A 22,243-nucleotide genomic window follows, 5' to 3' on the forward strand; every position below is an offset into this window, starting at 1 on the left:
AATAATTGCCGTGGCAAAAGAAAAGAAAGAAACTCCTTTAATGACGCAGTACAATACCATCAAGGCGAAATATCCTGATGCACTTTTGCTGTTCCGTGTAGGTGATTTCTACGAAACTTTCGGAACGGATGCGATTCGAACGTCGCAAATTTTAGGAATCGTTTTGACCAAAAGAGCCAACGGGGAAGGTCATATTGAACTCGCTGGTTTTCCACATCATTCCGTAGATACGTATTTGCCAAAACTTGTGAGAGCCGGACTGCGTGTGGCGATTTGTGACCAGTTAGAAGATCCAAAAGGAGTCAAAGGAATTGTAAAACGGGGCGTGACCGAATTGATTACGCCTGGAGTTACTTTCAACGAACAGGTTTTGTCGTCCAAGAAAAATAACTTTTTACTTTCCATCCATAAAGTTAAGGAGAAATACGGACTTGCTTTGGTTGATGTTTCTACCGGAGAATTCTTGACCTCGGAAGGGAATTTAGAACAGTTGCTTCATATTGTGGGAACTTTCGATCCAAGTGAAATTATTTATCAGCGAACCACCGAACTGCCTTCGCAACTGAAAAACCGCAATTCTTTTAAACTCGAAGACTGGGCTTTTCAATACAATTATGCCTACGAGAAATTAACCAATCATTTTAAAACCAATTCCTTAAAAGGCTTCGGAATTGAAGATTTGAAATTAGGAATTGTTGCAGCCGGAGCTATCTTTGCTTATTTAGTTGAAGATACGCATCACGCTCTTTTACAGCATATTACTAAAATTAAACTTATTCCGAAAGATGATTATCTGATGATGGATCATTTTACACTTAGGAATTTGGAGATCGTTTATTCAAGCAGTCAACAGGGGAAATCTTTGCTCGATATTATCGATAAAACGTCTACTCCGATGGGAGGAAGGTTGCTAAGAAGAAGATTAATTCTTCCTTTAAAATCCGTCGACGAGATCAACAGAAGATTAGATTTAATCGAGTTTTTTAATAAAGAAGAAAATCTGAAATATGAGATAGTACAATTATTAAAAACGATTTCCGATCTGGACCGTTTGATGGGAAAATTGGCCTCGGAAAAAATCTCACCGAAAGAACTCGGTTATGTTCGCCAGAGTTTGATTAATATTAAAAACATTAAAGAATTGCTTCATCCACATGCTGAAGTTTTAGCGTGGCTGTCTCCTTTGATTAATGTGGATGAACTCATTAATTATTTGATTAATTATCTGAATGAAGAACTTCCGGTGAATATTGCAAAAGGGAATGTAATAAAAACCGGCATTTCAGAAGAACTCGATCATTTGCGCGGACTTCAGAATAAAGGAAAAAATTTCCTCGATGAAATGTGTGACCGCGAAGTAAAGCGCACCGGAATCACCAGTTTGAAAATCAATTTTAATAATGTTTTCGGCTATTTTATTGAAGTCAGAAATTCTCATAAAGACAAAGTTCCGGATGATTGGATTCGCAAGCAAACCTTGGTCAATGCTGAAAGATATATTACTGAAGAACTGAAAGAATACGAAGAGCAAATTCTTGGCGCTGAAGAAAAGATTTCAAAAATCGAACATTTATTATATCGAAAAGTTTGTGAAAATGTGATGATTTACATCGATCAGATTCAGGAAAATTCAAAAATTATTGCAGAACTCGATTGTGGTGTTGGACTGTCTGAACTCGCAGTTTCAGAATCTTATACGAAACCCGTTTTAAATAAAGGTTTTGAAATTGATTTAAAAGAAGCGCGACATCCGATCATTGAAAACGCTTTGCCTTTGGGCGAGAAATATATTCCGAATGATTTATTCCTGTCCAGAGATTCCCAGCAAATTATCATGGTTACGGGGCCGAATATGGCAGGTAAATCCGCGATTCTGAGACAAACAGCGATTATTTGTCTGATGGCACAAATCGGAAGTTTTGTTCCGGCGAAACATGCCGAAATCGGCGTTTTGGATAAAATTTTCACCAGAGTTGGCGCGACCGATAATATTTCTTCCGGCGAATCGACTTTTATGGTGGAAATGAATGAAGCGGCGAATATCCTTAACAATATTTCGGAAAGAAGTCTGATTTTACTGGACGAAATCGGACGTGGAACTTCCACTTATGACGGGGTTTCCATCGCCTGGGCGATCGCGGAATATCTGCATCAACATCCAACGCAAGCCAAAACTTTGTTTGCAACGCATTATCATGAACTGAATGAAATGACGGTGAATTTCGAAAGAATTAAAAACTTCCACGTTTCCATTCAGGAACATAAAGGCAGCATTATTTTCCTCAGAAAATTATTGTCCGGCGGCAGCGAACACAGTTTCGGAATTCATGTTGCAAAGTTGGCAGGAATGCCTGCAAAAGTGGTAAACCGTGCGAATGAAGTTCTGAAAACTTTAGAAAAAAGCCGCTCACACGGCGGCTCCAAAGATTCTGCAAAAGCCATTACCGATGAAAGTCTGCAGCTTTCTTTTTTCCAGTTAGATGATCCGGTTTTAGAAAATATCCGCGAGGAATTACTGAAAATTGATATCAATACTTTAACGCCGATTGAAGCGCTGATGAAGTTGAATTCGATTAAGAAGATGATTGGGAGATAGCAAATGTGCTAATTTGATAATGAGATAATTTGATGATGAAATAATTTAAAATATTTTCTATTAGCTATTGTCCTTTTTATCTCTGAGGTTTTAATTGCAACAGTTTTCCAGCCGTTATAAATAGGATATTAAATATGAAAATTATTTGTTTCGGGAAAACTCTTTTTTTAAGATTAGTAAATCAGATTCTGCATCAAATTTATCTCTCTTCATCTTATCAATAAATTCGGACAAAACAAATGACATAAGGAAAACTAAGGCAACAAGAAAAATCATAACCGTAGTCCAATATCCACCGAGCATTTCACCAAAAGAGTTACAAAAATCGCCCATATTACTTGATACTTTCTATTCGAAATCCTTCTTAACCTTTTTTGAATTAATTGTTCTTTTTCGTAATAAATTTCTGCAGTCATGATCATCCAAAATTCTGTAAATCAACCAGTTTTCTGTAGATGCCGTTTTTTTCATACAACTCCTGATGAGTTCCCTGTTCTGCGATAATTCCGCGTTCCATTACCACGATCCAGTCGGCTTTTTGAATGGTGGAAAGTCTGTGAGCGATGACCAAGGAAGTTCTGTTTTCCATCATTTTTTCTAAAGCATCCTGTACAAATCTTTCGCTTTCTGTATCTAAGGCGGAAGTTGCTTCATCCAAAATCATAATAGGTGGATTTTTCAAAACAGCTCTGGCAATCGAAACTCTTTGTTTTTGGCCACCAGAAAGTTTGTTTCCATCGTCACCAATATTGGTGTAATATTTTTCTGGAAGATGATCGATAAATTCATGCGCATTCGCAATTTTTGCGGCTGCCATTACTTCTTCTTCCGTGGCATCGGGTTTTCCCATTAAAATATTATTGAAAACGGAATCATTAAATAAAACGGATTCCTGGGTAACCATTCCCAAAAGATGACGGTAATCGGTTACTTTTAAGTTTTTGACATTCTCACCATCAACTAAAATTTCACCTTCGGAAACATCGTAAAAACGTGCTAATAAATTAGCAATCGTCGTTTTACCAGAACCGGACTGACCAACTAAAGCGATGGTCTTTCCTTTCGGAAGGGTAAGATTAAAGTTCTTTAAAATCACATTGTCTTTATCGTAAAAGAAGCCGATGTTTTTAAATTCAATTTGATTTTTTAAAGTAGAAACAGGGGTTGGATTTTCAATTTCATCTACTTTTAAATCGTAATCTAAAACTTCTGCGACACGGTCCAAACTCGCCATTCCACCTTGGATATTAGAAATAGCACTCGATAATTTTTTTGCTGGATCCAGAATTTGAAAAAACATTCCGATAAATACCAAGAAAGTTTCCGGCTCCATTGTTTGCTCCGTAAGGATCTGAACGCCTGCAAACCAGGTAATAATCAAAATCGTAACCGATCCTAAAAACTCACTCATCGGTGAAGCCATTTCCCGACGGCGGCTCATTCCGATGGCGTATTTCTGCCAGTTGTCGGTAGTGCTGTTGAATCTGTTTTTTAAGATTTTATCTGCGTTGAAGATTTTAATGACTTTCGAAGATTTCAAGGTTTCATCAACCAAAGAAAATAAATTCCCCAATTCTTCCTGCGCTGCCGTGGCTTGTCTTTTTAAACTTTTCCCAACCCAGGCAATAATTCCGCCCATGATGGGGAAAACGAGTAGCGAAAATAAAGTTAGTTGTGGTGAAAGGATAAATAGCGTAATCAGTGAAGTGATAATCATAAAAGGAGAGTTGATGATATCCACCAAACTTCCCATAATGCCATTTTCTACACTTCCGATATCATTTGAGATTCTCGACATCATGTCTCCTTTTCTTTTTTCAGTAAAAAATGAAACAGGCAATTTTAAGAATTTATCATACATCGCGGTTCTCAAATCTTTGGTAATCCCCACACGGTAATTGACTAATAGATATGCTCCTAAATAACGGAATAGATTTCTCAGTAAAAAAGCAACAGCAGTAATGGCACAAAGAATTGCCAGAACTTTTACCGCGCCATGTTTATCAATTGATGTTTGAATACTGTAATACGCCCAGTCTTTCGCATAAGCAAAAAAATCAACGAGTCTTCCTGAATTTACTGGTGGCTTTGAGGTATCCACTTTTTCTACTGTTCCAAACATTAAGCCTAAAATTGGGAGCATGGTTGCTACAGAAAAAATATTGAGTACCGAGTACATAATGTTGCAAAACATGCTGATGAATAAATATTTCTGATGTGGTTTTGCGAAAAAAAGTATTCTTTGGAAAGGTTTCATTAAGTGAAATTAGGTGGCGAATTTACGGAATTTTCAATTGTGCGTTTGATTAATTAAAATTGACTTGATCTGTATATTTTGGACTGAAGTTTTTCGGGGTAAATTTTTCGATGGTTTTGCCGAAATTATTAATGATTTCAGTTACATTATCGAAATCAACAATTTCTAAATCGTCATTCAGTTGGTGATAATGTTTTGCTTTCGTCATATCCACGGTGGATAATGAGTGCGCAATGATTTTCTTTTTTACAAAACTTACATTGTCTGAACGGTAAAAAAGTTTTTGTTTTTTGTACGGATCGGGATAGAGTTTTAAATTGTTGGCGGCCTGCTCATTGAAAAGTTCGTCGAGGTTAGAAAATTCATCACCAGTCATATATAATGCATTTGGTCCAAATTGGGAAACCGTTGCAATCATTTCAAAATTAAATAAGGCTGTCATATTTTGATGCTGCTCCTGCAGGTTCGGAATTTCAACAATCGCTTTGGATCCTTTCATCCCTTTTTCCTCTCCGTTGAACGCAATATACATCAGCGAAAAATCTGTTTTCAGCGTTTTAAAGTAATCAGCCAAACCGATGACTGCAGTCACACCGCTTGCGTTATCATCAGCACCGTTAAATACTTTATCTTCCGTTTTGTCACTGGTGCCAATGTGATCGAAATGCGCTGAGAAAGCGATGATTTTTTCACTTTCCCCTTTTTTGATTCCGCATACATTATATACGACCTTTCCTTTGTATTCAAACGGAACTAAGTAGGAATCGGCAACACAGAAGCTGAGGTTGTTTTCTGCGAATTTTTTAGCAATATATATTGCAGCAGAATCATTTTCAGGTGTTCCGATTTCGCGACCTTTCATTTCATCTGAGGCCAAGCGTGACAAGACTTCGATTACTCTTTTCTTTGAAACTTCCTGGGAAAATAATAAGGAGGAAGCTGCGAGTAAAATAAGAAGGAGAAATTTATTCATTTTTAATTTATTGGTTAAAGATAAAAATTTTAATGAAATGATAAAAAAAACAGCTCCCAAAAGGAAACTGTTTCACTCAAAAAAAATCGTTGTGAGTTTAGCGGAGTCTGTCCACAGATTTTACGAGCCTTTCGTCTTTCCGTATATATACATTTGCGATGAGCAAACATATCATTGATAATAACGGGAAAACAGGCTCAATACCCTTCTCTGGAAAATCAATTCCTCCGGATAAAGTGAGTAGCCAATACGCCAATAAACCGAGCAACAAAGCGTTTATAATTACACTGATGTTATTCAGCTGAATTTGTCTTTTGCGGTTTTTATAACTTAAAATGCTGATGAATCCAAATAGTACGAGTGTAACGCAACCTATAGATATAAAAGGAACGGGTCCAAAAAGGGAAAAGTCTTGACCTGTAATAAATAAAAACACGGCGCCTATAATCGCCAGAAATATCCATACAGTCTGTATTCTCTGCAACATACTAATTTATTCTGGTTACAAAAATAACAATAATTTTTTGCATAATTAAAAAATAAACGTAGATTTGCACTACAAATGTCCTATAAAAGAAAAGTCACCCGACCTAACTTTCTTACTTACAATTACTTATAAATTACTTTTTGCGTAACATTTATGTTCAACATTGAAACATTAAGGTCAAAATCCGATTCGGATTTGACTAAAATCACAAGCGATCTGGGCGTTAAAATTGCTAAAAACAGCTCTGAAAACGATAAGATTTTTGCTATTTTGGATTTTCAAGCATCCAATACAAAAGTAGTGAAAGATTACTACAACGCGACCGAAACTCCTATGAATAAAGAAGAACCAAAAACTCCGGCACTCAAAAAGCCAGCTGTTAAAAAGCCAACTCCTAGAAAGAAAGTAGAAAAACCTGTAGAGGATTCTGCTGAAACTCCGAATGAAGAAACAAAAGAAGTTGCTGCGAAAACTTCCGAGGAAACAATAGAAGTTCCTGTAAAGATTGAAGCGGAAAAGCCAACTGAAAGTTCAGAAACTGAACAGCCTAAAGCTCCCGAACAGAATCAACAAAAGAAAAAAAGACAACGTGTTGCGCCGCCAAAAACGGAAACCGAAAATACTGAAAAAGAAGTTGTTGCAGAATCAGAAGCTCAAACAGAAGCGAAACCCGAGCAACCTAAAAAACAAAATTCCAATCCGAACCAATCAGGAAACGGAAACCAAAACGGAAATTTAAACCAAAATTCCAATCCTAATCAATCAGGTAGCGGAAACGGAAATCCAAACCAAAACCCGAATCAAAATAAACAACCGCAGCACCAGCACAAGAATCCCAATCAGCATAAAAATCCGAACCAAAATAAAAATCAACAAAGCGGTGATTCCCATGATGAACCTGCCAAAAAAGAATTTAATTTTGACGGAATGGTCACCATTGAAGGTGTACTTGAAATCCTCCCGGATAACTACGGTTTCCTGCGTTCCTCCGATTTTTCGTATATTTCTTCTCCGGATGATGTATATGTATCGACGAACCAGATTAGAAATTATGCGTTAAAAACCGGAGACACCGTAAAAGGAATTGTAAGATTACCGAAAGAAGGTGAAAAATATTTCTCCTTATTAAAACCTACGGAAGTCAACGGTAGAGATCTCGAGTTTATTAAAGACCGCGTTGCTTTCGAATTTTTAACGCCACTTTTTCCGGAAGAAAAATTTAATTTAACGGGGAAAAACGCAACACCTTCTACCAGAATTGTAGATTTATTTACACCAATTGGGAAAGGCCAGCGCGCGATGATTGTGGCACAACCGAAAACGGGTAAAACAATGTTGCTGAAGGAAATTGCCAATTCAATTTCAGCCAATCATCCGGAAGCGTATATGATGATTTTGCTTATCGACGAAAGACCGGAAGAGGTAACCGACATGGAAAGAAGTGTCAATGCAGAAGTAATCGCTTCTACATTTGATGAGCCAGCTGAAAAACACGTAAAAGTGGCGAATTTGGTTTTATCGAAAGCGCAGAGAATGGTGGAATGCGGGCATGATGTCGTTATTTTACTGGATTCGATTACGCGGTTGGCGAGAGCTTACAATACGGTAACTCCGGCTTCAGGGAAAATTTTATCGGGTGGAGTTGATGCCAATGCTTTGCACAAACCGAAAAGATTCTTCGGTGCCGCGAGAAATATCGAAGGAGGCGGATCTTTAACGATTATCGCAACAGCACTGATTGACACTGGTTCTAAAATGGATGAAGTGATTTTCGAAGAGTTTAAAGGAACCGGAAATATGGAACTGCAACTCGACCGAAAAATTGCCAACAAAAGAATTTACCCGGCTATCGATTTAACTTCTTCAAGTACAAGAAGAGATGATCTGCTTTTAGAAGATACCGTTCAGCAAAGAATGTGGATCTTAAGGAAATACTTAGCGGATATGAATCCGGTAGAAGCAATGGAATTTGTGAACAGAAGCATTAAACAAACTTTGAATAATGAAGAATTCCTGATGTCTATGAACAGGTAAAAAATAAGAATTTACCTTTTTAAAGGTGATTTAAATAAATTAAAACCGTTTTTCGAAACGGTTTTTTTTGTTGCTGTCAATGTTAAAGATTTATTAAAGTAATCCGGCCTTTTTGGAATTGGTCTAATTAATGGTTAAATTTGGGATATTAACATTTAATACAATAAAATTATGTCATTCGAATTACCAAAATTAGGATACGCGTACGACGCACTAGAGCCAACTATTGATGCAAGAACAATGGAAATCCACTACACAAAACATCATCAGGCTTATATCGACAACCTCAACAAAGCAATTGCAGGAACAGATTTAGAAGGGAAATCTATCGAAGAGATTTGTAAAACCGGAACGGATAAAATGGCGGTGAGAAATAATGGCGGTGGTCATTTCAACCATTCCCTTTTCTGGGAAATCCTAACTCCAGGAGGAAGCAAAGAACCGGTAGGAAATGTAAAAGCAGCAATCGACGCTTATGGTGGTTTTGAGAAATTCAAAAATGATTTCTCTGAAGCAGCAAAAACAAGATTCGGATCAGGCTGGGCTTGGTTGTGTAAAAAAGCAGATGGATCGGTAGCTGTTTGTTCTTCTCCAAATCAGGATAATCCGCTAATGCCTGTCGCAGATTGCCAGGGAATACCGGTTTTAGGACTTGATGTTTGGGAACATGCTTATTATTTGCATTACCAAAACAGAAGACCAGATTATATCTCAGCATTTTTCGATGTTGTAAATTGGGATAAAGTGGAAGAAAAATTCAATAAATAAATTGAAATAAACCGATAAAAAAGTTCAGAATTTTCTGAACTTTTTTGTTTTTAGGTTCTTAAACCCATCGTAAACCATTTTGTTTCTACAAACATTTACGGCTTGCCGCTGGCAATTTGTAAGCGCTTATTGGGGAAAAAGATTTCCGCCCAAGTCGGGTTGCAGGATTGCGAATTGTCTATTTATAATTAATTAACTCGACTCTATAAATTAGTCAGTTGCACTTAATCCATTTAATTTCAAACCGTATTTCCATTTTACGAAGGCGAAAACCTGATAAAGTTTGTATTCGAATTTGAGTCCGTAATCAATGTTGGGATCGTAATCAATAGAAGATTCAATGATGTTTCTGTAGCGACCGGCGAAATAATAGGAATTCCATTCGCTGACCAGGAATTGGTTTTTAGTCTTCAGATAGCTCTCTGAATACATATTCATCGGTTTGGCTACTGCATTGATAAAATAGGTCCATTGTCCGTCAAGAACTTCCAGATCGTATTCACCATCTTCGTTTTTCTGCGCTTGGATTGGAGCATTGTCTTTATTCTGATTGGCAGCACTGTTTTGGGTCGAGCAACTTACAGTAAGCACCAGAATACTGAGGAGAAATATCAGTTTTTTCATTGGATGTTTTTTATTAGATCATCAAATTTACAGCCAAAAAAACCGTTTCGGAAAACGGTTTTATAGTATTTTGGAATTTCTTAATTAACTTCTCGCTGCACGACCACAAATGCGGGGAAGTGGTCACTATAGCCGCCGGTAAACTTGTCGCCATTCCAGGAGCGCAGAGGATAGCCTTTCCAGTTCCCTTCTCTGTTGATGAGGTAAGGGGGAGCAAATACTTCTGTTTTATAAACCGAATATTCCTTTCCTACCTGGTCAGAAATCAGATTTCCTGAAACGATAATTTGATCAAATAGATTCGGTGCGTCCTGATATGCCAGTGAAGCGACTCCTTTTTTATACAATGGATACATCAGGTTTAAGTAAGGCATTTCGGCGCTCACGTCTTTTGGGGCCCATGCTGCTTTCAAATGGTTTTTTAAACTGGAGCTTACTGGATCATCATTAAAGTCTCCCATTGCAAATAATTTGGTGGAAGGATCTTTTAATCTTATGCTGTCCATCTGTTGTTTCAGTACTACTGCCGCTGCGTTTCTTGCAGGTAATGAACGGGCTTCGCCGCCACTTCTAGATGGCCAGTGATTCATAAAAACTGCGATTTTCTCATTATCCAGAAAACCGGTAACAACCAAGATGTCACGGGTATAAGATCTTTTCCCGTCATAATAGATTTTGACTTCTTTCTTTAAAGAATTAGTCGGCGTAAACCTTCTTTTTTGATAGATCATTGCTACATCAATTCCTCTTGCGTCATAAGTGTTGTAATGGATAATTCCGTAATCATATTTGGCAAGGGCAGGCTGCTTAATCAAATCTTCGATAACCTGTCTGTTTTCAACTTCGAGTAAACCCACAATTACAGGTGCTGATTTGGTATATTGAGCGCCCATTTCCGAGATGACCTTTGCCTCGTTAGCTAACTTAATATTGTAGTTTTTTGTGTTCCAGTTTTTTGGACTGTTTACTGTAAAGTCATCAGCCAGAATTTGCTTGCGGACTACTTTCTTTCCTTTTAGCAAAGCGTCGCTCCATTCACCACGATATTCCTCTGTGGTTTCTAAGTATTTTAAGGAATCCAGAGGCACGCTTCGGTGGAAAGCGGGGTTGCTGATGTCTTTGGTTCCATCAATATAATCTGCAGACGCGATGGTATCCCAAAGATTTTCAACATTTAAAAAGCCGATAGTAGCCACTTTTCTTAATTGGCCTTTCTGTTGACCGAAAGAAAAACAGAATGCGACTAAGCATAAAAAACATCCAATTTTTTTCATTATAGTCAATGATTATAGTGTTAGGGCAAAGTTAGTAATAAATTATATTTGAGTGTTATAATTTTCAATCCTGCTAATTTTCATCATATGTCTAATTGAAAATATGTTAATGAAATATAAAGTAATATATTTATGTCTAAATTTGCGTTAATTAATTTAGTGAATTGATTTTTAGATTCAAAAAGCAAAAACAAATTATAAACATGATTAAAAAACTATCATTAATCTCTATGTTTACATTGCTTCCAGCATCTTTTTATTTTGCACAAACTACGGTTTATGCTTACTTGAAAGATGGAGATGGGAAGCCGGTGGAAAATGCAGAGATTGATTTAAAGGGCTCTGGCAATGATGTGAAGGCTGATAAAATTGGGTATTTCCAGTTTATCGATCTAGGAACGGGTCATTACCAAATTGTCATTACCAAACCAAATTTCGAAACGAAAGTGATGGAGTTTGATATCAGTAATGAAAAAAGAAAGGATTTAGGTGTGATTACGCTTTATTCTAATTTAACTGCTGCGGATCAAGGTCTCGCCATTATTGAAAGCAGTGGTGATGAAGAAAACACCAGCCAATCTACGACCGTAGGTTTATTGCAATCGTCTCAGGATGTTTTCAGTAGAATTGCAGCTTATGATTTAGGGGCTTACTGGTTCCGCCCAAGAGGTATTGATGGAAGATCTGGAGAAACCATGATGAATGGCGTTTCTATGGTGAAAGCTGATAACGGAAATGTAGATTTCGGAAATTGGGGTGGATTGAATGAGATTACCCGATATCCTGAAATTTCTGCCAATCACGCTCCTTCTGAGTATGCTTTTGGTGGTGCAAGTTCTGTTATTTATAAAAATACTAATGCGAGTGAGTACCGCAAAGGATTCCAAGCAACTTATTCTTTAACCAACCGAAATTACAGAAACAGGGCATCATTGCGTTACAGTTCGGGAATGAACAAAAACGGGTGGGCTTTTACTGCAATGGCGGCAAGAAGATGGGCACAGGAAGGGATTCAGGAAGGAACTTCTTATGACGCTTTAGCAGGATTCTTAGGAATTGAAAAAAAATTCAATGATTCTCATACCATCACATTTAATGCTTTTGCAGCACCTTACAGAAGATCTACTTCCAGTCCGAGTACTCAGGAAGTGTATGATTACAGAGGAGTTCACTATAATTCCTATTGGGGATGGCAAGATGGCAAAAAAAGAAACGAAAGAGTAAAATCAGGATTCCAGCCAATTTTCCAAATGCAGGATTTCTGGAAAATTAATGATAAATCAAGTCTTCGAACCGCTGTCTCTTACCAATTTGGTAAAGATAAAGGAGCAAGACTGGACTGGCAGGGAGTTCAAAATCCGTCGCCTAGTTATTACAGATACTTACCAAGTTATTATGACTCTCTGGATCCTAATGCGTCAGTTGCCGTTATCGAGGGTGGAGTGGCTACAACAGCACAGCAGGCTTATCAGGAATCTTTGGCAGGCTGGCAAAATGGAGATCCTATGTATACACAGTTAAACTGGGATGCCTTGTACAGAAGAAATATGAGCCAGCCAGTGGGAACTTATTATGGAGCGACGGGTAAACGTGCATTGTATTTCCAGGTGAATGATGTGAGTGATGACAAAATTTTCAATGCTGGTACGCATTATGTGTATAATTTTGACCATACCACTAAGTTTTTATTAAACGTATCTTATGAAAATTATAAATCAGAATTATACAGAGAGGTAAAAGATCTTTTAGGTGCGGATTTCGCATTAAACAAAGATCCATTTGCTGCGACTAATCAGCCAGGTACCAGCGGTCTTTATAATGAAGGTGAAACCGACGTTGCAAAGAGAGTAGGAGATAAAATTAATTATGATTATAACTTCTCAAGACAAGAGGTAAAAGTGAATCCAGGATTAAAATTCCAGGCTGGTAAATTTGACGTATTTGTTTCTGGTTTAGCAGGATATTCTACTTCCTCTAGAGAAGGTCTTTACCATAATTATTTGTACAAAGATTCATTTGGAAAAAGCCAGGATTATAATTTCTGGAATTTCGGTCTGAAAGGACAGGTGATTTACAAAGTTGATGGTAGAAATTTCCTGGTTTATAATGGAGCTTATTTTTCACAGGCTCCTTTCTTAGAAGACATCTTCATGAATCCAAGAGTTAACGCTTCTGTAACACCGAATATTAAAAACACCATCATTAATGCTAATGATTTGAGTTACGTAATGAGTACACCGTTCTTCAAAATGAGATTGACCGGTTATTTGGTAGATACTCAAAATGAAACCAGTGTACAAAGATTCTTTGCAGATGGAATTCAGTTGCAGTCAGCGGGACAGGACGGAACAGTTGCGAATGTACAAAGTGCTTTTGTAACGCAGATCATGTCTAATCTAGAGAAAAGAAATATGGGCGCTGAATTAGGTGTTGATGTTAAAATCTTACCGACTTTGTCCATCCAAGGTTTGGCAAGTATCGGTCAGTTTACTTATGAAAATGATCCCAATGTTTATTTTACATCAGATGCGGCAGGAACTTTCGAGAACGGGAAATCTTATCTTGATTTAGGAAAGGCTTATTTAAAAGGATATAAACAAGGTGGAACGCCACAACAGGGTTATTCATTAGGATTCAGATATAATTCACCGAAATACTGGTGGTTTGGTGCCAACTGGAATTATTTAGACGAAAATTTCTTAGATCCGTCTGCATTATTAAGAACAGAAAGATTTGTACAGAATCCGTTGACCGGAACTCCTTATGCAGGTCTTGATGAAGCTGAATTAAGAAATGTATTGGCGCCACACAAACTTCCTTCTGCTTATTTCCTGAATGCTAATGTGGGTAAATCATGGAGATTGGGTACTTATTACTTATTGCTCACCGCATCTGTAAATAATATTCTGGATAACACCAAATATATTACAGGAGGTTTCGAGCAAACAAGAAGAGTAACATATCCAGGTTATGTGGAAGAGAATAATAGAGAGTTTCCATTATTTGGTCCTAAATACTGGTACACTCAGGGGAGATCATATTTCGTAAATGTTCAAGTTAGATTTTAATAATAATCAGAATTTTAAAAACAATAAAATGAATTTCAAACAATATTTTAAAACCGCTTTTGTAGTTGCTATATCGGCATTTGCAGTAAGCTCTTGTGTAAATAATGATGATTGGGATACGCCACCGATTAATTGTCAAAATAAATTTGATGCTGCTACTATTTCGATGGCCGATTTCAAAGCCAAAGCACCAGCAACAGGTTATTTATTAATTACAGACGATCTGATTTTTGATGCCTATGTCATTTCATCTGACGAAAACGGAAATTTCTACAAAACCATTTCTTTCCAGGACAAACCGGAAAACCCAACTGCAGGTTTGCAAATGGAAGTGGACAGAGCAAGTAATTATGCAGATTTTCCTGTAGGAACGCATATCAGAATTAATGCTAAAGGTTTACGGCTAGGTTTAGACCGTGGTTCCGTGAAAATCGGTTCTGTAGATCCTAACTTCGCAATCGGGAGAATTCCGGGAGCTTTATTTTCAAGATATATTTCCGCAGTTTGTAATGGCAACACGATGGATATCGTACCCATCAAACCTACTGCATTACCAGGTTTGAGTACAGCAATGCAGGATAAATACATCAATACTTTGGTGACTGTTCCTAATGTACAGTTTAATATCGCAGACCTTTATCCGGTAAACAAAACATATATTGATTATGTTGGGGGAGCTGGGGTAGATACCGACAGAAAAATTGAAGATGCCATTGGCGGATCAACCGTGCTGAGAAGTTCAGGTTTTGCAACTTATGGAGCAAGCCTTTTACCAAAAGGAAGCGGCAGTTTGACTTTTGTTGTAAGCAGATATAATGCAGGTTATCAAATGTTAATCAGAAGCCTGAATGACGTAAACATTGCGCCAACAGGAACAAGGTTCAACCCGAATCCACCAAAAGGCGGTACAGATATTACGTATCCTTCTACTTTCACGGAAAATTTTGAAAGTTACCCTGCAAATACAGCCGCACCGTACTTTAACACTTTCCCTAAATACATCAATGATGCCGTTTTAGGGGTAAGAAATTGGGAACTCAGAACTTTCTCAAGCAATAAGTATATTCAGCTGACGTCTTTTGGAGCAACAACTTCAAACAATTCGGGAACTACTGCGGTTGAGACCTTTTTTATCGTACCGGTAAACTTCACTCCAGGTAAAAAACTTTCATTTGATGTGAATGTAGGTTCTTTTAACGGAGCTGCTTTGAAAGTATATACCTCAACCAATTATAAACCATTGGGAGATGTAACTTCTGCTACCTTAACAGATATTACCTCCAACTTTACACTTCCTGTATTGCCTACTTCTGGTTACGGAACCTTGGCGCCAGCGGGAAGCTATGTGTTCCCGGCAGGTTTGTCAGGAAACGGTTTTATTATGTTTAAATATACTGGAAACGGAGCTGGTGTAACTACAACCATCCAGTTAGATAATATCAAAGTAGAGTAAGAATCAGCCTTCTTATCATGTAACGATGTCAATCCGCCTTTTCACAAAGGCGGATTTTTTTTAAGGAAAGGTGAATCAAAATAATAGACGTTAATCATCATTAAAAAACCAGTTTAAGATGATTTAAAGGATGGAATTGATTTTCGCAGTCTGGATACTATATTTATGGCAGATCGGAAGTATTAAACAGCCCTTAGTACAATTCCATAATCTTTTAGGTTCGGATAAGGAATCTATTGCTCACAAGATCCCATAGTTGTCTTATGGAATGGGAACAACAGAAACATTTCCTGCAATTCAAATAAAAAATCCGTCTCAATTGAATTGAAACGGATTTTATTTTTAAATGATTTTTTTTAAAAACTGACTTCATTCACTTCCTTGCCTCTTTGGAAATTCATGGTTTTCTGATTGCCTTTATAAGCAATATTGACCAGATTGAACTGTTTTGGGAAAGAACTCAGGAGAATGGTATTTTTGATTCTGATGGTGTTGATATCCGATATCCCGTTCGCTTCAAAATATACCCAGACTGACTCGCCATTGACTTGGCTTCCGGTAAAAGTCAGCGTTTTTGGAGTTCCATTGACATATAAATCAAAATTGTTATTCACATATCTTTTAACTTCTGCTTCGAAGCCTGCGGTGTTGGGATTTATTTTGATCGCGTCAGATATATGAGCGGTATTTAATTTTGTGGTAAATTTCAATGTTTTACTTGCTTCCAGATAATCTACTTTTGTCATTGATGAATAAAAGTCTGCAACCGCAAAACTCATCAGGAGCATCAATGCAAAAACCCAGGGAATATATAAATGTTTCATTTCAGTATTTGTAATTAAATATTCTCAAATATAGTGCCAATTAGAAGTTGACGTTAACCTGATATTTGTCGTAAAATGCCTTGATATGGGCAACCGCGTCTTCTGCTGTATCTACAACCCGATATAGGCTCAGATCTTCTTCAGAAATCATTCCGTTTTCTAATAAGGTGGATTTAAACCAGTCAAGTAAGCCTGCCCAAAATTTTGAACCGACTAAAACAATCGGAAATCTACCGATTTTATTGGTTTGGATTAAAGTGATGGCTTCCATTAATTCGTCAAGAGTCCCAAAACCTCCCGGCATTACAATAAAGCCTTGAGAATATTTCACAAAAATTACTTTTCTGACAAAAAAGTAATCAAAATCAATGCTCAGACCTTTGTCGATATAAGGATTAAAATGCTGCTCAAAAGGCAATTCAATATTAAGGCCGATGGATTTTCCGCCCCCTTTTCTGGCGCCCTTATTTCCCGCTTCCATAATTCCCGGTCCGCCGCCGGTGATGACTCCAAATCCTATTTCTGTAATTTTCTCTGCAATATCTACAGCGAGATCATAGTGAGCATCAGTGGTTTTCATTCTGGCTGAACCGAAAATCGAAACGCACGGGCCTATTTTGGCCATGCGCTCATAACCGTCTACAAATTCGGCCATGATTTTAAAAACCATCCAGCTGTCTTTGGTAATGGTTTCGTCCCAGGTTTTTTCTTTAAAGGAATTTTGTACTTTTTGGTCTATTTCGAACTCGTTTCCTGCAATTATTCTCGTGATACCTTTTCCTCTTTTTATTTTGCTCATCAGATTTATTTAAAAAATTTTTCTGCTTCAATGATTGATTCTGGCCTTCCCACATCGATAATTGTTGCCGAATGTTCGTAACCGTGGATACTTTCATTGCTCATTAAATCCAAATACTCTTCCATAATCGAAAACTTTCCGGTTCTTTTTATTTTGTTAAAGATCTCTGGATTTACACAATGAATTCCGCTAAAAGCCAAAGGTTTAAACCCTTTATTAAATTCCGCCAGCCGTTGTTCGCCAGATTCTACATTTAACCATCCTTTCAAGATCATTTCTGTATTGAAAAGCAGTTTTCGCGAACTTTTACGGTCGGAAACCGCTAAAGTAGCAAAATCTTTTTGCTCCTGATGATATTCTACGAAAAAATTTAAATTTAAATCCGTTAAGATGTCGGCATTCATAATGAGAAAATCTTCACCGTGATCCAGAAACTTTCTTGCAAAAACCAATCCACCGCCTGTTTCCAAAAGCTGATCCTTCTCATCTGAAACTTCAATATTTGAATTGAAATTACCGTTTTTCTTTAAAAATTCAGAAATCTGTTCCCCGAAATGATGAATATTAATAACGAAATCATTAATCCCAAAACTTTGTAAATATCTGATATTTCTCTCTAACAAAGGAACGCCGTTAACCAAAGCCAAAGCTTTCGGATGATGATCGGTAAAAGGTTTTAGCCGGGTTCCTTTTCCCGCTGCGAAAATAAGTGCTTTCATTTTTATAAGTAATCAGTAATCAGTAATGAGTAATAAAGCAGATTGCTTATTACCCATTACTTATACTCATGGTTTAGCTGAGGTTGTTCGTCGTGATTAAGGGTGATCGTTGTTTGCGGATATTTCTTCCGAATGAACTCAGCGGTTTTTTCTGCCGCATACACCGAGCGGTGTTGTCCGCCGGTACAGCCAAAATTGATTTGTAGATGATCAAAATCCCGGCCGATATAATTATCGATATTAATGGAAACGATATTTTTTACCAGTTCTAAAAAATGGGGCATTTCGGTTTTTGTTTCCAAATAATCCTGAACACCGATATCGCAACCAGTTTGTGCTTTATATTCTTCCACTCTGCCGGGATTCAAAATACCGCGGCAGTCGAAGGCAAAACCGCCGCCATTACCTGAATTATCTTTTGGGATTCCTCCCTTTTTATAGGAAAAACTGTGTATTTCTATTGTTAGAGCCATTTTTTATTTTAACATTAAGAGAAAGTTTGGGATTAATCTGAGAGAGCATTTAAATATAAGAAATGCTCTGTATTTCTTTCGATGGATCCACTATTTTTTTAAACCATTAAGGTATTAAGAATTTTTAAGATTAATCGGCAAAGAGGTGAAATGTTTATTTACAACAGGTTTCATCGACTTTGTTATGTTATCTGCGAAGAAATTAATTAATAATCCTTTTTTATATTTTTACTGATTCACTATTTTTTTTAAACATTAAGGTATTAAAAATTATTAAGATTAATCGGGCAGAGAAGTGAAATATTCATTTACAACAGGTTTCATCGACTTTGTTATCTTATCTGTGAAGAAATTAAATAATAATCCCTGGGGTTTTTCAAGCAATTTCATATAAGTTAATAGTTGTGCTTGGTGTACTGGTTTTAATTCCTCGACAGTCTTTAATTCTACAATAACTAAATCATTTACCAATAAATCAAGTTTTAAAGTGGTCTCCATTAAAAGTCCATCATAAACGATATTTGCAGTTACTTGCTGTTTTACAGAGTAGCCATTTCTTTCCAACTCGAATTTAAGACAGGTTTCATAAATCCTTTCTAACAAGCCCGGTCCTAAATTTTTATGAACTTTTATTGCAAAACCTGTGATGTCATAAGACAATTGGGTGACCTGTTTTTTTGTTACTGACATTTCAGCTTAATTTTTCTTAATTCCTTAATGGTTAAAGATCATGTTTTTAATTTTATCTTGAACACTTTTTGATTTTAAATTCAAAATAAGTTTCTTCAGCTCCGGATATTCTTCCATTTCCTGCCAGTTTTCCGAAAATTGATAAAGGTTTTCAATGCCCTTATCGATGCTCAGTATGAAATGTTCTTTTCTCTGAATCAAACCACGGAAACCATAAGCGCCCAGCACCTGCAGGAACCGGATAAGCTGAATCGGTTTTACCGAATCTTTTAGTTGAGCTGCTTTTTCGTCATTCCAGAAAGAGAAATAATAGGTAAGCATTTCATTTTTAAAATCGTTTGGGAAACTGGCTTTTGCCTGAAAGAGGAATGAGATTACATCATAAATCAACGGACCTTTCATTGCCGCCTGATAATCGATAAAAAAGATTTCATCCTGATGATTCACCATGATGTTTCTGGCCTGAAAATCGCGCATCATCAATCCTTGTGGCTCCAGGTTTTCTATTTTCGAAACCAGTTTTTTAAATTCCAATAACAGAGAAGATTTGTGATAAGGAATTTCTAAAACATCGGCGATAAAACTTTTAAAATAAAATAAATCACTGGTAATGGGCAATTCGTCGTAGTTTTCATATTCAAAAGTTTTTGAATAATCGATTTTATTTTCAGTTTTGAGCTGAACTTCGGCGAGTTGCTGAAGTGTTTTTTTTACTAAAGTTTTCACTCTTTCGGTCAATCCTTCTTTCCCGATGATTTCTGATAAAGTGTGCTCCCCAAGAAATTGCTGAATATACAGATTGCGGTCTTCAGAAATTTTTAGAACTTTTGGCGCATTCACCTTTAAGTTTGAAAATAGGTCGGAGAAATAATAAAAACTTTCGTTTTCCCGACTGTTTTCGTTGAAGGTAATGATGTGTTTTCTGCCCGAACTTTTGCCTACAAAATTAATTCTTGCAGATCCACTTTGGGCCAATATAAAAAACTCTTGAGCAGATTCTCCGGTATATTTTTCGAAAAAATCTTTTGCGTTTTGATCAGTCATACTTTTACAAAGATAAGTAAAAACGTATTTTAGAAAACAGTATATTTGTTCTTATGTTCAATGACTTCAAGCCGGTTCTGAAAATTCTTCTGCGTTTCATCATTTTGTATGTGGTGCTTGTTTTGGGCTATCAGTTTTATCTGAATGGATTTAAAAATGCGGGCTTAGATTCTTTCTCAACGTGGGTGATGACGCAGGTTGATTTTCTGCAGAATCTACTCGGATATCCTTCGCAAATGATTGCAGGAAAGCCACAACAGGAAACCACGTGGTTCTTTGTGAGCGGACGGTATGTTTCGCGGATGGTCGAAGGCTGCAACGCAATTTCGGTGATGATTTTGTTTTTGGCTTTTATCTTTGCGTTTTACGAAGGATTCAAAACTTTTATATTTGCTGCATTAGGAGTGATTTTCCTTCACATCATGAATGTTTTGCGTATCGTCGGTTTGAATATCGTACTTGTTGAACATCCGCAATATTCAAAAATCGGCCATGATTATTTGTTCCCGGCAATTATTTACGGAAGCGTTGTTTTGCTTTGGTTAATCTGGATTAAATTTTATGCCTTAAAAGAAGCCAAAGATGAAAGTGCTTAAGTGGATTTTGGTCGCAATTGCTGTCTTGGGTTTAATTGGAGTAAGAGCCGTGGAAAGCGAAATCTTTTATGATCCTTTTCAGGACTTTTTTCACTTGGCTAATAAGCATGCTTCCTTTCCTGAATTTAAATGGTTCCTTTTAATTTTGAATTACCTTTTTCGATTTTCTTTGAATTTAATTTTATCAGCTGCCATAGTTTATTTGATTTTTAAAAATAAAAAATGGACGTTGCAGGCGATTATTTTGATGCTGATTGTTTTTGCAATTACCTTTCCCATCTATCTTTACTGCATTCAGACAAAATTTGAAATCGGATATCTTTTTTCTTTTTATATGAGAAGATTCGTCATTCAGCCTTTGATTTTACTGCTGATTATTCCTTTGTTTTATTATCGGGAGCATATTCAAAAGACTTAAACCTTGTTTTAATTCCATTCAAACTCCTATTTTTGACGCTTCAAAAACTTTGTTGCGTTTGTATTTTAAATTTAAAAATCCCTTAATCGTTTACTGAATGCTTTCCAACCTGGGCGATGGTTTTTGCATTCCATTCTATTTTTTTAACGAACGGTCTTTGCCTTACCGGACATTCCCACAATTCACAGATTTCGCAGGAAATAGGTTTGCAGTCATCCAAATGAAAATTAAATTCAATTGTCCTATCGGTATTTTTACCAATCAGTTTATAGAGATCTTCCATTTCATTATGGGCTTTGCGAAGTTCGTAATACCACGGTAATGTAAGATGCGCATCGATGTGAAGGCCGCTGCCGTGCTGTTGGATCCGCATATTGTGAACGTCGATCCACTGTCTTTTTCGGTTTTCATTCAGGAATTTTGATAATTTTTCAAGCATTCCCAAATCGGCTTCGTCCATTATTCCGCTTAACGATTTTCTAATAATTTTGTAACCGATAAATATAATGTAGGTCCCGAAGAGGAGTGCGACCGCAGCATCAATCCAATACAGGCTTGTGATCTGCACTAAAATTAAACTGACTACAACTCCCAAAGTGGTGATGGTATCACTTTTCAGATGTTTCCCTGAACTTTGTAAAACGAGAGAATTTTCCTGAATGCCTTTCTTTTGAGAAATATGCCCCATTAAATAATTAATGACCGCCGTAACTGCGACAATTGCTATTCCCCAGTCTAACTGCTTTGGAATGTTGCCGTGTAAAAGGGAATCTACAGCCTGTACGATGATGATGATGCCGGCAAAAATAATTAACGCGCCTTCTACACCGGAAGTTACAAATTCTACCTTGCCGTGTCCGTAAGGATGATCGATATCTTTCGGTTTTGCTGCGAGATAAAGCGAATACAATCCCATAAAAGCGGCGATGATATTCACGATACTTTCCATAGCATCTGAGAAAACCGCGTCGGAATTGGTGAAATGCCAGGCCAATAGTTTCGCCACGAAAAGAAGGATGCCAACGAGGGCCACATTTCTCTGAAAAATGAAGTTGGTATTTGGAATATTTTTATTTTCTGACATCTGAGTTTTATTATGCTTATTAGGAATGTTTGATGAGTCTAATCCATAAAAAATGCTCACTT

Annotated in this window: 19 protein-coding genes; 7 read left to right on the forward strand and 12 right to left on the reverse strand. The window is 37.0% G+C overall.

What is annotated here, in order from left to right:
• The first annotated feature begins 10 nt into the window (after positions 1–10).
• A complete protein-coding gene (gene mutS / locus QGN23_RS10910) occupies positions 11–2,596 on the forward strand; it encodes a DNA mismatch repair protein MutS (RefSeq protein ID WP_282904333.1) in 2,586 nt (861 codons plus the stop codon).
• Between the two features lie 418 nt (positions 2,597–3,014).
• Here mutS and QGN23_RS10915 read toward each other — a convergent pair whose 3' ends face one another.
• The 3 genes from QGN23_RS10915 to QGN23_RS10925 form a co-directional block, all read right to left on the reverse strand.
• Positions 3,015–4,853 carry an ABC transporter ATP-binding protein gene (locus tag QGN23_RS10915; protein ID WP_282904334.1) on the reverse strand — a complete coding sequence of 613 codons (1,839 nt, stop codon included), beginning with the start codon at positions 4,851–4,853 and terminating at the stop codon, positions 3,015–3,017.
• A gap of 49 nt (positions 4,854–4,902) precedes the next feature.
• Positions 4,903–5,826 (reverse strand): M28 family metallopeptidase, encoded by a 924-nt coding sequence (locus QGN23_RS10920; protein ID WP_282904335.1) that lies wholly within the window; start codon positions 5,824–5,826, stop codon positions 4,903–4,905.
• A gap of 97 nt (positions 5,827–5,923) precedes the next feature.
• A complete protein-coding gene (locus tag QGN23_RS10925) occupies positions 5,924–6,313 on the reverse strand; it encodes a DUF4293 family protein (RefSeq protein ID WP_282904336.1) in 390 nt (129 codons plus the stop codon).
• A 153-nt stretch (positions 6,314–6,466) separates the two neighbouring features.
• On the opposite strand from QGN23_RS10925, the gene rho reads away from it, so the two are divergent.
• Complete coding sequence (gene rho / locus QGN23_RS10930; RefSeq protein WP_282904337.1) at positions 6,467–8,347, forward strand: transcription termination factor Rho; 1,881 nt, start codon at positions 6,467–6,469, stop codon at positions 8,345–8,347.
• A 171-nt stretch (positions 8,348–8,518) separates the two neighbouring features.
• Positions 8,519–9,115, forward strand: coding sequence for a superoxide dismutase (locus QGN23_RS10935; RefSeq protein ID WP_282904338.1), 597 nt, complete (start codon positions 8,519–8,521; stop codon positions 9,113–9,115).
• A 210-nt stretch (positions 9,116–9,325) separates the two neighbouring features.
• Here the strand turns inward: QGN23_RS10935 and QGN23_RS10940 are convergent, their stop codons facing one another.
• Both QGN23_RS10940 and QGN23_RS10945 read right to left on the reverse strand, forming a co-directional pair.
• Positions 9,326–9,739, reverse strand: coding sequence for a DUF6146 family protein (locus QGN23_RS10940; RefSeq protein WP_282904339.1), 414 nt, complete (start codon positions 9,737–9,739; stop codon positions 9,326–9,328).
• Positions 9,740–9,819: 80 nt separating this feature from the next.
• On the reverse strand, positions 9,820–11,013 hold the full coding sequence (locus QGN23_RS10945; protein WP_282904340.1) for an endonuclease/exonuclease/phosphatase family protein: 1,194 nt from the start codon (positions 11,011–11,013) through the stop codon (positions 9,820–9,822).
• Positions 11,014–11,216: 203 nt separating this feature from the next.
• On the opposite strand from QGN23_RS10945, the gene QGN23_RS10950 reads away from it, so the two are divergent.
• Complete coding sequence (locus QGN23_RS10950) at positions 11,217–14,081, forward strand: carboxypeptidase-like regulatory domain-containing protein (RefSeq protein WP_282904341.1); 2,865 nt, start codon at positions 11,217–11,219, stop codon at positions 14,079–14,081.
• Between the two features lie 28 nt (positions 14,082–14,109).
• Positions 14,110–15,534 (forward strand): DUF5689 domain-containing protein, encoded by a 1,425-nt coding sequence (locus QGN23_RS10955; RefSeq protein WP_282904342.1) that lies wholly within the window; start codon positions 14,110–14,112, stop codon positions 15,532–15,534.
• A 356-nt stretch (positions 15,535–15,890) separates the two neighbouring features.
• On the opposite strand, the gene QGN23_RS10960 is transcribed toward QGN23_RS10955, so the two are convergent.
• The 6 genes from QGN23_RS10960 to QGN23_RS10985 all read right to left on the reverse strand — a co-directional run bounded on the left by QGN23_RS10960 (position 15,891) and on the right by QGN23_RS10985 (position 20,083).
• Positions 15,891–16,358, reverse strand: a complete 468-nt coding sequence (locus QGN23_RS10960) for a DUF6702 family protein (protein WP_282904343.1) — start codon at positions 16,356–16,358, stop codon at positions 15,891–15,893.
• Between the two features lie 40 nt (positions 16,359–16,398).
• Positions 16,399–17,157, reverse strand: a complete 759-nt coding sequence (locus QGN23_RS10965) for an LOG family protein (RefSeq protein ID WP_282904344.1) — start codon at positions 17,155–17,157, stop codon at positions 16,399–16,401.
• Between the two features lie 5 nt (positions 17,158–17,162).
• On the reverse strand, positions 17,163–17,876 hold the full coding sequence (locus QGN23_RS10970) for a nucleotidyltransferase family protein (RefSeq protein ID WP_282904345.1): 714 nt from the start codon (positions 17,874–17,876) through the stop codon (positions 17,163–17,165).
• 56 nt (positions 17,877–17,932) lie between these two features.
• Positions 17,933–18,349: a RapZ C-terminal domain-containing protein gene (locus QGN23_RS10975; RefSeq protein WP_282904346.1), complete on the reverse strand. Its 417-nt coding sequence runs from the start codon at positions 18,347–18,349 to the stop codon at positions 17,933–17,935.
• A 279-nt stretch (positions 18,350–18,628) separates the two neighbouring features.
• Positions 18,629–19,039, reverse strand: a complete 411-nt coding sequence (locus QGN23_RS10980) for a GxxExxY protein (protein ID WP_282904347.1) — start codon at positions 19,037–19,039, stop codon at positions 18,629–18,631.
• 24 nt (positions 19,040–19,063) lie between these two features.
• Entirely contained in the window at positions 19,064–20,083 is a 1,020-nt protein-coding gene (locus QGN23_RS10985) for an aminoglycoside phosphotransferase family protein (protein ID WP_282904348.1), read from the reverse strand.
• A gap of 53 nt (positions 20,084–20,136) precedes the next feature.
• Here QGN23_RS10985 and xrtF point away from each other — a divergent pair, with 53 nt between their 5' ends.
• Together xrtF and QGN23_RS10995 are read left to right on the forward strand one after the other, a co-directional pair.
• On the forward strand, positions 20,137–20,679 hold the full coding sequence (gene xrtF / locus QGN23_RS10990) for an exosortase family protein XrtF (RefSeq protein ID WP_282904349.1): 543 nt from the start codon (positions 20,137–20,139) through the stop codon (positions 20,677–20,679).
• Positions 20,666–21,097 (forward strand): exosortase F system-associated membrane protein, encoded by a 432-nt coding sequence (locus QGN23_RS10995; RefSeq protein WP_282904350.1) that lies wholly within the window; start codon positions 20,666–20,668, stop codon positions 21,095–21,097. Before xrtF ends, QGN23_RS10995 begins: the two co-directional genes overlap by 14 nt.
• Positions 21,098–21,179: 82 nt before the next feature.
• Here QGN23_RS10995 and QGN23_RS11000 read toward each other — a convergent pair whose 3' ends face one another.
• Positions 21,180–22,181 carry a cation diffusion facilitator family transporter gene (locus tag QGN23_RS11000; protein ID WP_282904351.1) on the reverse strand — a complete coding sequence of 334 codons (1,002 nt, stop codon included), beginning with the start codon at positions 22,179–22,181 and terminating at the stop codon, positions 21,180–21,182.
• Between the last annotated feature and the right edge of the window lie 62 nt (positions 22,182–22,243).

It is taken from the genome of Chryseobacterium gotjawalense, from assembly GCF_030012525.1.
In the GTDB taxonomy this organism is placed as follows: Bacteria; Bacteroidota; Bacteroidia; order Flavobacteriales; family Weeksellaceae; genus Kaistella; species Kaistella gotjawalense.

What these genes read in the sequence shown, in the direction of transcription:
- QGN23_RS10915 (WP_282904334.1), bottom strand. Translation starts at nt 4,853, where the DNA reads ATGAAACCTTTCCAAAGAATACTTTTTTTCGCAAAACCACATCAGAAA.
- QGN23_RS10920 (WP_282904335.1), bottom strand. Translation starts at nt 5,826, where the DNA reads ATGAATAAATTTCTCCTTCTTATTTTACTCGCAGCTTCCTCCTTATTA.
- QGN23_RS10925 (WP_282904336.1), bottom strand. Translation starts at nt 6,313, where the DNA reads ATGTTGCAGAGAATACAGACTGTATGGATATTTCTGGCGATTATAGGC.
- rho (WP_282904337.1), top strand. Translation starts at nt 6,467, where the DNA reads ATGTTCAACATTGAAACATTAAGGTCAAAATCCGATTCGGATTTGACT.
- QGN23_RS10935 (WP_282904338.1), top strand. Translation starts at nt 8,519, where the DNA reads ATGTCATTCGAATTACCAAAATTAGGATACGCGTACGACGCACTAGAG.
- QGN23_RS10940 (WP_282904339.1), bottom strand. Translation starts at nt 9,739, where the DNA reads ATGAAAAAACTGATATTTCTCCTCAGTATTCTGGTGCTTACTGTAAGT.
- QGN23_RS10945 (WP_282904340.1), bottom strand. Translation starts at nt 11,013, where the DNA reads ATGAAAAAAATTGGATGTTTTTTATGCTTAGTCGCATTCTGTTTTTCT.
- QGN23_RS10950 (WP_282904341.1), top strand. Translation starts at nt 11,217, where the DNA reads ATGATTAAAAAACTATCATTAATCTCTATGTTTACATTGCTTCCAGCA.
- QGN23_RS10955 (WP_282904342.1), top strand. Translation starts at nt 14,110, where the DNA reads ATGAATTTCAAACAATATTTTAAAACCGCTTTTGTAGTTGCTATATCG.
- QGN23_RS10960 (WP_282904343.1), bottom strand. Translation starts at nt 16,358, where the DNA reads ATGAAACATTTATATATTCCCTGGGTTTTTGCATTGATGCTCCTGATG.
- QGN23_RS10965 (WP_282904344.1), bottom strand. Translation starts at nt 17,157, where the DNA reads ATGAGCAAAATAAAAAGAGGAAAAGGTATCACGAGAATAATTGCAGGA.
- QGN23_RS10970 (WP_282904345.1), bottom strand. Translation starts at nt 17,876, where the DNA reads ATGAAAGCACTTATTTTCGCAGCGGGAAAAGGAACCCGGCTAAAACCT.
- QGN23_RS10975 (WP_282904346.1), bottom strand. Translation starts at nt 18,349, where the DNA reads ATGGCTCTAACAATAGAAATACACAGTTTTTCCTATAAAAAGGGAGGA.
- QGN23_RS10980 (WP_282904347.1), bottom strand. Translation starts at nt 19,039, where the DNA reads ATGTCAGTAACAAAAAAACAGGTCACCCAATTGTCTTATGACATCACA.
- QGN23_RS10985 (WP_282904348.1), bottom strand. Translation starts at nt 20,083, where the DNA reads ATGACTGATCAAAACGCAAAAGATTTTTTCGAAAAATATACCGGAGAA.
- xrtF (WP_282904349.1), top strand. Translation starts at nt 20,137, where the DNA reads ATGTTCAATGACTTCAAGCCGGTTCTGAAAATTCTTCTGCGTTTCATC.
- QGN23_RS10995 (WP_282904350.1), top strand. Translation starts at nt 20,666, where the DNA reads ATGAAAGTGCTTAAGTGGATTTTGGTCGCAATTGCTGTCTTGGGTTTA.
- QGN23_RS11000 (WP_282904351.1), bottom strand. Translation starts at nt 22,181, where the DNA reads ATGTCAGAAAATAAAAATATTCCAAATACCAACTTCATTTTTCAGAGA.